General features: G+C 44.6%; 14 protein-coding genes. 5 read left to right on the top strand and 9 right to left on the bottom strand.

Features of this window, described 5'->3' with window-relative positions:
• Window positions 1-154: 154 nt before the first annotated feature.
• Window positions 155-652: a universal stress protein gene (locus ABD734_RS06510; protein ID WP_344702639.1), complete on the top strand. Its 498-nt coding sequence runs from the start codon at window positions 155-157 to the stop codon at window positions 650-652.
• A 54-nt stretch (window positions 653-706) separates the two neighbouring features.
• Here the strand turns inward: ABD734_RS06510 and ABD734_RS06505 are convergent, their stop codons facing one another.
• The 5 genes from ABD734_RS06505 to sppA are packed head-to-tail and all read right to left on the bottom strand — an operon-like array spanning window position 707 to window position 4944.
• The gene (locus ABD734_RS06505) at window positions 707-1897 is read right to left on the bottom strand and encodes an acetate kinase (protein WP_344702637.1); all 1191 of its coding nucleotides are present in this window, start codon (window positions 1895-1897) and stop codon (window positions 707-709) included.
• A 17-nt stretch (window positions 1898-1914) separates the two neighbouring features.
• Complete coding sequence (locus ABD734_RS06500; protein WP_344702635.1) at window positions 1915-2811, bottom strand: class I SAM-dependent methyltransferase; 897 nt, start codon at window positions 2809-2811, stop codon at window positions 1915-1917.
• 58 nt (window positions 2812-2869) lie between these two features.
• The gene (gene tpx, locus ABD734_RS06495; RefSeq protein ID WP_344702633.1) at window positions 2870-3367 is read right to left on the bottom strand and encodes a thiol peroxidase; all 498 of its coding nucleotides are present in this window, start codon (window positions 3365-3367) and stop codon (window positions 2870-2872) included.
• A gap of 36 nt (window positions 3368-3403) precedes the next feature.
• Window positions 3404-3934 carry an RDD family protein gene (locus tag ABD734_RS06490; protein ID WP_344702631.1) on the bottom strand — a complete coding sequence of 177 codons (531 nt, stop codon included), beginning with the start codon at window positions 3932-3934 and terminating at the stop codon, window positions 3404-3406.
• Between the two features lie 11 nt (window positions 3935-3945).
• Window positions 3946-4944: a signal peptide peptidase SppA gene (gene sppA / locus ABD734_RS06485; RefSeq protein ID WP_344702629.1), complete on the bottom strand. Its 999-nt coding sequence runs from the start codon at window positions 4942-4944 to the stop codon at window positions 3946-3948.
• Between the two features lie 83 nt (window positions 4945-5027).
• On the opposite strand from sppA, the gene ABD734_RS06480 reads away from it, so the two are divergent.
• Window positions 5028-5828: an NAD kinase gene (locus ABD734_RS06480; RefSeq protein WP_344702627.1), complete on the top strand. Its 801-nt coding sequence runs from the start codon at window positions 5028-5030 to the stop codon at window positions 5826-5828.
• A 21-nt stretch (window positions 5829-5849) separates the two neighbouring features.
• Here the strand turns inward: ABD734_RS06480 and ABD734_RS06475 are convergent, their stop codons facing one another.
• From ABD734_RS06475 to ABD734_RS06460, 4 genes are all read right to left on the bottom strand, one after another.
• A complete protein-coding gene (locus tag ABD734_RS06475) occupies window positions 5850-6617 on the bottom strand; it encodes a TSUP family transporter (RefSeq protein ID WP_344702625.1) in 768 nt (255 codons plus the stop codon).
• A gap of 5 nt (window positions 6618-6622) precedes the next feature.
• Window positions 6623-7822: a tRNA uracil 4-sulfurtransferase ThiI gene (gene thiI / locus ABD734_RS06470; RefSeq protein ID WP_344702623.1), complete on the bottom strand. Its 1200-nt coding sequence runs from the start codon at window positions 7820-7822 to the stop codon at window positions 6623-6625.
• Window positions 7819-8934, bottom strand: a complete 1116-nt coding sequence (locus ABD734_RS06465; RefSeq protein WP_344702814.1) for a cysteine desulfurase family protein — start codon at window positions 8932-8934, stop codon at window positions 7819-7821. Before ABD734_RS06465 ends, thiI begins: the two co-directional genes overlap by 4 nt.
• 66 nt (window positions 8935-9000) lie before the next feature.
• Window positions 9001-10695, bottom strand: coding sequence for a septation ring formation regulator EzrA (locus ABD734_RS06460; RefSeq protein WP_344702621.1), 1695 nt, complete (start codon window positions 10693-10695; stop codon window positions 9001-9003).
• Window positions 10696-10800: 105 nt separating this feature from the next.
• Here ABD734_RS06460 and ABD734_RS06455 point away from each other — a divergent pair, with 105 nt between their 5' ends.
• The 3 genes from ABD734_RS06455 (at window position 10801) to ABD734_RS06445 (ending at window position 12955) form a co-directional block, all read left to right on the top strand.
• Window positions 10801-11271: a GAF domain-containing protein gene (locus tag ABD734_RS06455; RefSeq protein ID WP_344702619.1), complete on the top strand. Its 471-nt coding sequence runs from the start codon at window positions 10801-10803 to the stop codon at window positions 11269-11271.
• Between the two features lie 226 nt (window positions 11272-11497).
• Window positions 11498-12100 carry a 30S ribosomal protein S4 gene (gene rpsD, locus ABD734_RS06450; protein WP_344702618.1) on the top strand — a complete coding sequence of 201 codons (603 nt, stop codon included), beginning with the start codon at window positions 11498-11500 and terminating at the stop codon, window positions 12098-12100.
• A gap of 198 nt (window positions 12101-12298) precedes the next feature.
• A complete protein-coding gene (locus ABD734_RS06445; RefSeq protein WP_344702616.1) occupies window positions 12299-12955 on the top strand; it encodes a potassium channel family protein in 657 nt (218 codons plus the stop codon).
• The last annotated feature ends 49 nt before the right edge of the window (window positions 12956-13004 follow it).

Genomic DNA, 13004 nt, shown 5'->3' with positions numbered 1-13004 from the left:
TTCATTTTTGAATGTTTCACCCTATTAATTGTATCATAAAGATATTGAAAAGTTATGACGTAAATATGACTTTATCAATGTAGAAATATATAAAATATTCAAAATGTGATATAATTGATGTGAAGAAGATATCACATCGAAAGGGGTTCTCAAAATGCTTAAGTATCAAAATATCCTTATCGCGGTTGATGGATCGAGAGAAGCGGAATGGGCATTCCATAAAGCAATCGACATCGCAAAACGGAATGATTCGAAACTATCAATCATCAACGTCATCGACACCCGTTCTTTCGCGTCAGTAGAAGCTTACGACCGTACAATTTCCCAACGTGCCAATGACTTTGCACAAAAGTTGCTGGATGGTTACGAAGATCTCGCATTGAAGAATGGTGTACTCGAAGTCGATAAGATAATCGACTATGGATCACCAAAGTCAATCATCCCTAAAAAGGCTGTTAAAAAGACCGGCGCAGATCTGATTGCGTGTGGTGCTACAGGTCTCAACGCTGTTGAGCGCTTCATCATCGGTTCAGTGTCTGAAGCAATTGTTCGTCACGCACCGTGTGATGTACTAGTTGTAAGAACTGAAACATTGCCTGATGATTTCGAACCTGTAGTTGCAACTGAAGAATTCATGAATGAAAACAAGTAATCCCAATTAAGTAGAAAAGGCTCCTGAAACCGATTGGTTTCAGGAGCCTTTTCTCTATACGCCCGTAACTCTAGCTACATCCCGTGCAATCATCACTTCTTCATCTGTTGGAATGACGATTATTTTTACAGGAGAATATGGGTGGTTGAGGAACTTCTCTTCCCCACGGACATCATTCATGGTCGGATCAAAATAGACACCCATGAATTCAAGGTTCTCCAGTACTTTTGCACGCACAATGTCGGAGTTTTCTCCAACGCCTGCTGTAAATATGATCGCATCGAGGCCGCCCATGCGTGTGGCGTAGGAGCCCATATATTTGTGGATTCTCTCACCGAACACTTCGAGTGCCAAGACTGCCCTCTTATTGCCTTTTTGAGCTTCATTCTCGATATCACGCAGGTCGCTTGAGAACCCGCTCACACCAAGTAGACCTGATTCCTTATTCAAGACATTGAGTACTTCTGCGGCGGACTTGCCCGTCTTTTCCATTATATAAGGAATGAGCGCCGGATCTATATTACCTGAGCGTGTACCCATGGTGACGCCTGCCAATGGAGTGAATCCCATTGACGTATCGATCGACTCGCCGCCTTTCACAGCCGCTATGCTGGCACCATTTCCTAAGTGGCAGCTGATTATCCTCAACTCATCAAGCGGTCTGTCCAAGAGTTCACTTGCCCGCTTGGTTACATATTTGTGGCTTGTACCATGAAAGCCGTATTTACGGATGCCGTAATCTTTATAATAGTGATAGGGCAAGCTGTATAAATAGGAACTTTCTGGCATGGTCTGGTGGAAAGATGTATCGAAGACAGCAACGTGTGGCACGTCTGGCAGAAGTTCCCTGAACGCGTTGATTCCCATCAAGTTCGCTGGGTTATGCAACGGTGCCAACTCACTCAGATCCTGGATCTCTTGAACGACTTTATCATCTATCAGAATCGAGTCATCGAAAACTTCGCCACCATGGACGACACGGTGCCCACTGGCATCTATATCATTTATATCCTTAAGCACATTATATTCAACTAGTTTCTTCAACATGAGGTGAACGGCTTCTTCATGGTCCCTGAAATTTTGGTTCAGTGTGTCTTTGTGTCCATCCACTGTGATGGAAAATATACCGTTGTCCATGCCGATTCTCTCGACAAGGCCTTTGGCTATCTCTTTTTCTTCAGGCATTTCAAACAATTGGAATTTAAATGATGAGCTGCCTGCGTTAATAGCTATAATCTTTGACATAACGCCCTCCTGATTCTTTAATTCCCAACATAGCTATCATACCATGACTCGGTCTGCTGCAAAAAGTTTTTAAACTGTGTGGCATTCTTAAAGTCCGGCACTTCGCCTATCAGCACTTCGTTGTTTTTTAGTGGAGAGAATTTCTTTTTGATGACCATGATGGATTTCCGTTGCTTCTCAGTCTTGAAGATTGTTTTCGGCAAATGCAGGAACATCAACAATGTCGCTTCTTCTGATAGATACTTCTTGATGGTTTCATTATCATTCTCAAGCATATCCGAAGGGACAATGAATGCTCCAATTCCATCATCTTTCACATAGGCCATGGCACTTTCAAGCATCAATAGGTGCGCGTAGCTCCGACCTTCTTCAAAAGCTGTTGTAAAGCCCTCTACTTTAAGAGGATAATGTCCTACCGGAAGGTCACCGACTGCTGCATCCACTTCTCCTGCCCTAGAAGGTTCTATGATGTCTTGAGGATAGATATTCATTGGTACCTTCAGGAATTCACATAGATTTGCATTGAGCTGGGCGAGGACTGGATCAACTTCTATCCCATTCAATTCAATTTCAGGCATGCGTTCCTTCATTGTCATTGATAGATGACCGGTTCCACTACCGGCGTCCAGGAGGCGGATGGAATCGTCATTAAACAGCTGTATCAGATGAGATATCAAATAGCCGAGACTGTCTGGTGTCATCTGATGATTCGGTTGAACAGGTTCCTTCTGTGCCTGTTGCAGATAAGCGAATTGGAATGCTTTCCTCTTCTCGTCCATACTGCCTTCCGCTTCAACCGTCAAAAGCGCTTCGCTCAATGCTTCAAGCCTTGAGAGCGCTTCGTCTTTCTCTATCAGGCGGTCTGTCTCCTGAATCAACCCATGGTATGTTTTTTCCATTTTTGTCTGTTCCATATTATCCCCCAATAAAATATGGACTGCCATCGGCAGTCCAAATGCTTTCTACATTATATTACAATGCTTTTAATGCTTCAATCGCTTTGTCGTAATCAGGGTGGTCTGTTCCTTCGGGAACATATTCGACGTATTGAATCTTGTCGTTCTCATCAAGCACGAAGACGCTACGTGCAAGAAGTCTCAACTCCTCCATCACCACGCCGTAATTTTCACCGAATGATAAATCTCTATGGTCACTCAATGTAACTGCATTTTCCAATCCCTCATCAGCTGTCCATCTTTTCTGTGCAAAAGGAAGGTCATTCGAAATGGTGATGACGGCAGCATTGTCGACGCTTGTTGCCTGCTCGTTGAATGTTTTGGTCTGGGTGCTGCACACACCAGTGTCTATCGATGGTATTACACTGATCAGTTTTTTCTTGCCTTTAAAATCATTGAGACTGACTTGTTCAAGGTCTGTATTCAGTACGGTAAAGTCAGGCGCCTGGTCTCCAACCTTTACCTGCTCACCGCGCAATGTCATTGGATTGCCTTTAAAAGTAACGTTAACCATTGATGAATCATCCTCCTAGGTAGATTGCTTATGCTATTATATTTCCCTGAAATAACGTGCTTTAATCATATTTTTATAATCTTGGTAGCTGTTCTTGACTACGTGCGTATTTGCGAAGTAGTCGTGCAGTCCGATTCTATCCTTTGTGAACAGTACAATCAAGTATGGGAGATAGAACAACTGGTTGCTGATATAGCGGCCAATCAGTTCTCTGAATATGACTTGGCCAAATGAGAGGCGTTCTCCGAATTCCGAGACCACACTGATGCCTGTAATCATTTTGCCGAGCGTTTGCCTGAAGTAGTATGTCATAAGAATGAAATAGGTGAAATAGATAGTTGCGTTTAAAATGTTTTCTGCACTGAACAGCGGAATCCATATTTGGAAGTCTCTAATGTCAAACACGTTTAAAATCGGGTATATGATCATTTGGGAAACTGACCACAGCACTATGATATCAATCAGGTAACTGATGAATCTTGTGAAAAAATGTGCCGTGGCCATGTAATCCAGTTTGTCGTCCAATGTGTCCGTCTCTCTGTAATCATCCCTGACAATCTGTTCCACATCCATACCCCCTACTTCTCATACAGGTACATAGGTTCTATGCCCTGCCTGTTTTTTAATAGAGATTCAATCTGTGCAATTTCAGTTTTCCCCATCAGGCGATCCATCAGACTGGCAGCTCCATAGTTAAGCAAGAGTCGATTGCCTTGACCCTGACCGTATTCGATGATTTGAGGGTTTCCTCCAATGCTCTCCTTCATTGATGCCATCGCATCTTCAAGATAACCCATCTCATCTACGAGGCCATTATCCATTGCGTCTTCGCCAAGATAAATCCGGCCATCGGCCAATTCCTTAACTCTTTTCTGGTCCATGCCCCGTCCTTCAGCCACTACATCAACGAAATCCTGGTACATGCTGTCGACCATGTTTTGTACGTATTCCTGCTCTTCTTTGCTCGGGTCTCTATGGCCGCTGAGCATTTCCTTCATATCTCCGCTGGCATACGTTTCAAACTCTACTCCATAATCCTCTGCAAGCTGACTGTAATTGATGCTCTGCATGATTACACCAATCGAACCGGTGAGCGTTTCATCGGAAGCAAAAATCTTATCGGCGGGGGCCGAGACGTAATAGCCACCAGAAGCTGCCATGCCGCCCATTGAACTGTAGATTGTTTTGCCGGCTTCTTTGGCTTCCATCAGATACTTATGTATCTCTGCGCTCTCATAGACTCCTCCGCCTGGTGAATTGACATTGAGTAGTATGCCTTTTATATCGTCACTGCTGATGATTTCCTTTAAAGCTTCTATCGTCAATTCATGATTATATGCTTCTGAACTGAACACGCCTTGTGAACCCGTATCCATAATGGTGCCTTCTATGTTCAATATGGCAATCTTATTGCTAGTGTTGCCTTCTTCAACGACGAAGGACGGCGGGAATTCACTGCTAGTGTATTCATTGATGGTGTCCTGCCAGTCACTGGCCCATAAAACATTGAATAATGAAGCCATTACACCAAAGAAAAACAAGGCCAATGCCACTACAACCGCGACTATCCGTTTCATTTTAACATTCCTTTCCGAATATGCTGTATACTTCTATTATGATACCATATAGTCATAATAAACAACCACTGGGAGTGAAACCTTTGATCAACTATAAGACGATATATTTCTTTGCCCCGCACGGAGATGAGACTAAAAAAATAAAGCAAGATTTGTCAAAACTGTTCGATCGCCTCGATATTCGGACCGTGGAATCTGACAAGGAAGCAGACATCATTGCTTCCATCGGCGGTGACGGCGCCTTCCTACAAGCTGTGCGCCGGAGTAATTTCCGGGATGACTGCGTCTATCTCGGAATCGCCGCAGACAGCAACAGACATTTCTATGTCGATTTTCATTACCAGGACATCCAAGCGCTTGAAGAAGCGTTCCAAAAAGATGATATGGATGTCAGAAGATATCCCACAATAGAAGTTAAGGTAAACGATAATAGCCCGAGCTATTGCCTGAATGAATTCACGTTGCGCTCGAGCATTGTAAAGACGTTGAAGATGGATATTTATATCAGTGACTTCTTCTTTGAACACTTTAATGGTGATGGCATCTTGGTCTCCACTCCTACTGGATCGACAGGCTACAACAAATCAGTAGGAGGGGCTGTGGTTGATCCGCTCATTGAATCGATGCAGGTCACCGAACTCGGCAGTGTAAACAATAATACGTATCGGACTCTGGGAACGAGTTTCCTGCTCAACAGACAGCGGCCACTCACTCTACTGATCGACAAGAATACCGACTACTACCCTGTCATGTCGCTTGATAATGAAGCGATAAGTGTTCAAAACACTGAAAAGGTTGAATTGAGGCTCAGCAAAAAACATATTCAGACGTTGAAGCTGAAAGATAATACTTTCTGGCACAAAACACAAAGAAACTTCCTCTGATCAGAGGAAGTTTCTTTGTGTTTAGGCTTGGAGAAAATCATACAAGTTTTTGATTATCAGCACAGCAGTCACTATGATGAACAACCCCTTTACGTACCCAGAGCCTTTAGTGATGGCCATATGGGCACCGGCATACGAACCGAGGATCATGCTTGCCCCCATGATCAGACCATAAGTATAATTGACCTCCCCCATCACGATAAATAGGATGAGGGCGCCGATGTTACTTGCGAAGTTCAACACTTTTGCATTGCCGGCCGACCTTAAAAAGTCAAACCCGGTAAACAGCATCAAAAACATCAGGAACGACCCTGTGCCTCCTCCCATGAAGCCGTCATAGAAACCGATCAACACTACAAAAATGATGAGCAGGATTATTTTTCTGGGCGTAAAGACCGCATGACGTTCAACCTCTCCCCAATCCTTCTTCAACAGGGTATAGATGAGGACGATGAACAGCATGGCCAGAACGAGTGGTTTCAATACCTCTCCGGGCGTATATACAGCTGTAAGTGCCCCTAAAATTGAAAAGATGAAACTGATCGGGGACAGTTTCATGACCATCTTAAAGTCCACATGACGTGCCCTTAAGAACCTCAGGGAACTGGTCAGAGATCCGAAAGAGGAGGCAAGCTTATTGGTGCCTAGGGCCGTCGCTGGACTGATGCCTGTAGCAAGCAGTGCGGGGATGGCGATAAGCCCGCCACCGCCCACTACTGCATCGATGAATGCTGCCAGAAAACCAAGGACGATGATAAGCAGTATGACTGATACATCAACTTCTGCCATATCTTCTACAGGAGCCCGGCAAATGCTTCTTTTTCTTCTGCTTCGTCAGCAGATAAGCATTCGACGTTTTCAAGCGCTTCTGCAATAAGCGGACGGAAGTCGACTTTCGATTCGAATTTCTCAACCTTCTCAAGGGAGGGCCTTGTCTTAGGAGCTTTCGGCTTGAATATCGTACAGCAATCTTCATAAGGCAGGATGGACGTCTCATAAGTGCCGTATGCACGTGCCTTCTCAACGATTTCGTTCTTATCCAGAGTCAGAAGCGGACGCAGAACCGGGAAACTGGTAACCGCATTGATGGCATGCATACTCTGGAGTGTCTGCGAAGCGACTTGTCCCAGGTTCTCGCCGTTGATGACCGCCTGGGCATTGACGGTACGTGCCAGCTCCTCAGCAATCGTAAGCATGATGCGCCGTGTGGTCGTCATACTGAAATTGTCGGGAATCCACTCATATATCGTAGTCTGCAACTTTGTAAAAGGTACTATGTGGAGTTTTATATCGGTGCCGGTGCGCCGGGACATGATTTCCACGAGTTTTTTCACCTTGTTTGTTGCTTCAGGGCTTGTATAAGGTGGGGAGTGGAAATGAATTGCTTCAATTTCCACTCCTTTTTTCATGACTTCCAATCCAGCAACAGGGGAATCGATGCCCCCAGACAACATGAGGAGGCTTTTCCCTCCAGTGCCTGCAGGAAGTCCACCCACGCCTTGCCTTACTTCATAGTACATATAAATGGCCTCGGGCCGCACTTCCACATTGAGTTGATGATCTGGATGCTTGACGTCGACACTTATCCCCTCGATATTTTCCAAGATATATCCACCAAGCAGGAGCTGTATATCGTAAGTGTTCAAATGATACGTCTTATCCACGCGTTTTACTTCAACTTTAAATGTTTCTCCGTGCTTGAACTTCTTCCCAAGAGCAATCGCAGTTTTGAGCATGCTCTCTTCATCCGTTCCAATTTTGACGACTGGGGAAAAACTCAATATACCATTTATGTTTTCCAGAGCGTCCATGACCAACTCATGTGACTCATCCTTTATTTGGATATATGCGCGGTCTCTTTGCACATCTATTGCCACATCATATCCTTCCATGGCCCTTTCAATACTTCTCTCAAGTGCATTCAAGAACATTTTCCTGTTCTTTGTCTTTAACGTGATTTCTCCGTAACGGACCAATATATAATCGTAGTTCATTCCAGGACCTCCTTTATTTCTTCATATACAGCTCCTAAAGCATCACACAGCTGGTCGACCTCCGCTTGAGCAGTCATATTGCCGAAGGAAATCCGGATGCTGCCTTCTATCTTCTCTTTACTGGATCCGATTGCCGATAAGGTTTCATTCAATTTCCTCAACTTAGACGCGCATGCACTCGTCGTGGACACCATGATGCCGCGTTTTCCGAGAGCGTTGACGACAACTTCCCCTTGCGCCCCGATAAAAGAAATGTTCAAGATGTGCGGCACTCCCCCAGGGTGGATATGGATTGATTTAAGATTTCTGACCTTATCCTGAACCTGTTCATTATAGCGGCTTAGCCGCGCCGTATTCTCTTTCATGGCCTCCCCGGATATGCGCATGGCCCTGGCCATCGCAACTGCTCCAGGAAGGTTCACGGTTCCGCTCCTTTTGCCGTATTCATGGCCCCCGCCGTAAATGATCGGGGATAATTTCCCTCCATCTCTGGAGAGTAAGGCGCCGATCCCTTTTATACCGTGGAATTTATGACTACTGAAGCTGATTGAGTCCACCCCTCGGTAATCCATTTGAATCTTCCCTACTGCCTGGGTGGCATCCACATGGAAATGTGCTTTAGGGTGGCCTTCGAGCAGCCTGGCCACCTCCTGTATGGGTTGCACACTCCCTATTATATTATTGACGGCCATGATGGTTACAAAAATCACGTCCTCATCAATCAGCTCCTCCAGATGGGCAAGGTCTATCATACCTCCAGCAGTGGTCCGAATGTATTTGACCCTGACTTCTTCCTTCATCGCTTCGAGGGTATTCATGATGCTTGGATGCTCAATCTCGCTGACAAGTATCGTTGTGCCAGACCTTTTCTTTTTTTCAATGATGCCTTGGATGGCAAGGTTGTTGCTTTCAGTCGCACCTGAGGTGAATATACAGTCATACTCCTCAAGACCAATCAGTCCCTTCACTTGGGCACGTGCAGCTTCCAATAGCCGCGCCGCTTCACGGCCTTTCGTATGGATGCTGGCGGTATTGAAGTAATAGTCATCACCAGTATTCATATAAGTCTCCATGACAGACTTGTACGGTTTTGTCGTTGCAGCATTATCCATATAGACCACAAATTTCTCCCCCTACATAAAAGAGACTCGGGAAATAAATCCCAAGTCATCTGTATTCTAATGCTCATCAAATTCTTTTTCGATACGTTGTGCCGCACCCGGTTCCACTTTCTCGAGTGCATTCCGTGCGATATCCAATGCACGCTTGTACCTGTTCTCCCGGAATAGGCGCTCCGCTTCACTCAGCATCTGACTGAAATCCGGGTCATCTTTCCTGTAGCGGTTGCCGTATTGTACCATAACCTCGGTCAAACGGGCATTTTGAAGCACTTCATAGGATTCCTGTTCATATTTATTCATCAATATGACTGCCCTATTGACCTTATCTTTAATGTACTGGACATTCAGAGGACGGCGTTTGAAATATTTATGGATTTCCTGAACTTCAATATCCAATTCATTCTTCATTACAAGGAATTTTTCCGGAACACTTGTCAGATTGGAACCGAAGAGTTCCCGGTGGATCTCTTCTTTGCGATCTTGGATCAGAAGGGCATTCTCCCTTGCTTCCGTCTCATCTTCCCTGAGGTTTATGAGATATTGCTGGATCTGGTTCTGTTCTTCATTGATTGAACCGATGTTCTGTTTGATGTATTCGAGATTATCCAGTACCTCACTAAAACGTGCCATGGATTTGGAAGTCTCCGAGATGATGTCGTCGTATACATCAATCATATTTTCAATCTCATGCTCGAACTTCTGGACTCTATGCATATCCGTTTCATTGATATGGAAGTACTCTTTCAAATAATCGATTTCAGTCCTTAATGTGTAGTTCAAATCTTTTGCATGGAAGAGATCGTCTGTGATGATGTCCTTTTCGTGATCGACTTTGGTTTTTGATTTGACTTCATGTTCAACCAGCTCGAGCATGTCATCCAGTTCAGCATTGATGCCATCCAATATATCCTTCGCTTCATCCAGGTCCAACCGGGATATCAGGGGCTCGACGAGATTGAGCTTGCCTTTTAGCGTCGACAGCTTCCCTTCCACCTTTATGTGTTCCAGGTCATATCCTTCCGCCTTGAGATCCCTGCAGCCGAAGCGGACTTCCTGGAACTGTTGCGGCAGATCCTTCTGAACTTCCTTGATCATCACCGGAATTTCATCCATGCTCTTTTTTAGGATGCTGAGCTCTTCGTGTACTTCGTCAATTTCTTTATTGGCTGTAATATAATTCCCCTCGTTGACGTGATTCTCATAGGATTTCAGTTCAGGTTCATAAGTTTCGATCAGCTTTTCAAGGGAAGGCTGACTATCTCCAAACTGATGGCCGTTCGCCAGTACGTCACGTTTTGCTTCGCGATAGATCCTTTCAGCTTCTTTGAATTTCCTTTCCCCGATATCATTCGATTCAAAGAAGTTTCCGATCTCCGAAGTGAGCGTCGTGTACCCAGCCTCTGCTTCTTCTATCTTCTTTTTCGCAGAGTCACTCTTTTCACGGCTATCGTTGAAGCGGAATTTTTCTGCGTCCTGTTCTGCCTCAGAAAGTTGAGTGTCTACAAACGCCAAGTCGGTCTTCAGCACATCCTGCCATCCAGCCTGCCATTTTTTGTAGAGGGTCTGCGCTTCGCCGTGAAGGTTGTAGTCTTTAACTTTAACAAGCTCATCCTGAAATGGCAGGTTGCGCACTCCTTCAAGCTTCGCCTGCTGTGCTTTGATATCTTCTTTTCTGACATTGCGCATGTATAACAGCGCACCGATCGCGATGACGACGGCCAGAATAACAATAATTAAAACATAGACCCACATACATTTACCTCCTAAGTATATAATTAGATTATAGCTTAAAAAATTGAAAGAAAAAACATTAAAATGTATAATTCACTAATATTGATATAAGATAGGGTGATTTCATTGTTTACAAAAACACAGATTAAAGATTACACTCAGCTCAATCAGATGCTGAAAAGTCTCATTGAAGATGAAAGCGATAGAATCGCCAATCTGTCAAATGCTGCCAGTCTTCTCAATGTGTTTCTCGAAGACATCAATTGGGTTGGCTTCTACCTTTATGACGAGGCAGCGGATGAACTGGTCCTCGGTCCGTTCCAGGGGCTTCCTGCATGCGTCCGGATCGGGAACGGCAAAGGAGTATGCGGCCTTGCACTCCGTGGTAACGATATCTTCATAGTCGATGATGTAACACAGTTCCCTGGGCATATTGCCTGTGATTCGGCAAGCCGTTCAGAAATTGTAGTTCCAATATATATTGATGAAAGGCCAATCGGTGTGCTCGACGTTGACTCGCCTTCCTTCGACCGCTTCAAAGAAGAAGACAGGGCCGGCCTCAGCAATTTTGTGGAAGTACTGAAACAGTATATATAATTACATCCACGTTGACAAACCTTAACTCTACATGTATAATCAGTCATTGTGTAAATGAACGGATTAAGTAGCGGATGATCATTACATGTCAGCATGTGGTTCCCTTGTTGGTGTGCTGCGTAACTGATGCTATAAGGCGAAGGTACTTAAAACCGCATGCCCATGTAAGTGGTCGTCACCCTTATGATGTTTTTTGCATATACAAACACAATAAGGAGGAGTCATTATGGCTCGATTTACAGGTTCAATCTGGAAAAAGTCCCGCCGTCTTGGAATTTCCCTGACAGGCACAGGAAAAGAATTGGAACGCCGTCCATACGCCCCTGGTGATCATGGACCTACACAAAGGGTAAAACTTTCCGAATACGGAATGCAGCTTCAGGAAAAGCAGAAGCTCCGTTTCATGTACGGCATCAACGAACGCCAGTTCCGCAAGATCTTCGATCGCTCTGCAAACATGAAAGGCGTTCATGGTGAAAACTTCATGATTCTCCTGGCTTCCCGCCTGGATGCAGTCGTATACCAACTCGGCCTTGCAAGGACGCGCCGCCAAGCACGTCAACTTGTCAACCACGGTCACGTGACTGTTGATGGCAAGCGTGTGGACATCCCATCCTACACACTTAAAGCAGGCCAAACGATCGGGCTTCGTGAGAAATCACAGAATCTCGATATCGTTAAAGAAGCCATCGAGTACAACAACTTCGTTCCGGAATACCTTTCTTTCGACGAAGAAAAACTTGAAGGTACTTTCGTACGTCAACCGGAACGTTCTGAACTTTCCGCTGATATCAATGAACAGCTTATCGTAGAGTTCTACTCCAGATAATAGGCTATCATCAAAACTCCCCAATTTCTCAAGCAGAATATGGGGAGTTTTATTTTTACCCTTTGTTCCAAAACCGTGAATAACGTAGTACTACCTGCATTTATTACCATGCGCTGAATCCGCACTTTACATCCTGCGGTTTAAGGCGTAGTATAACGATGGATATAAGAGTTAACTGTGTGGATTGGAGGGATAAGCATGAATAAGTCATTTGCTGTATTCGGTCTCGGCCACTTCGGAGGTACCCTCGTACAGGAATTTCATGAACAGGGAATCGAAGTGATTGCAGTAGATAAGGATGAGGACAAAGTGAAGGAGTTCTCTGAACTTGCGACATACGCAGTATGCACTAGAAATATGGATGAGAGTCTGTTGAATGACCTGGGTGTCAGGAACGTCGACCACGCTTTCGTATCATTCGGCGATGATCTTGAAGCAAGTATACTCACTTCCCTGCTTCTGAAGGATATCGGCGTACCAAAAGTATGGACAAAATCTCAAAACTCCCATCATACGAAAGTTTTAAAAAGGATTGGAGTCGATCGCGTCATCCAGCCATCACACGATATGGCTAAAAAAATCGCCAGGCATATCAACTCTGATAAAATGATCGATTTCATCGAGCTTTCCGACAAATACAGCATGGCCGAAATTGTTGCCACATCAAAAATCGATGGTGAAACGGTCTCATCTTTGAATCTTCGCGCTAAATATGGCTGCATAATCGTCGGCATACACAGGGATGATGGTTTCAATATTTCTCCACCCATCGATGCTAAGATCTTTGAAGGAGATATACTGATTATAATCGGCCGGAATGATGATATAGCACGTTTTGAAAAAACCGGATTATAGTGTGGCCGGCCCCATAAAAAGGAGCGCTTTCAAGAGCGCTCCTTTTTTA

The sequence above is a fragment of the Salinicoccus jeotgali genome, assembly GCF_039538805.1.
Lineage (GTDB): Bacteria > Bacillota > Bacilli > Staphylococcales > Salinicoccaceae > Salinicoccus > Salinicoccus jeotgali.
The sequence above is the reverse complement of the archived record's forward strand: the minus strand, read 5'-3'. Positions and strand labels throughout refer to the sequence as shown.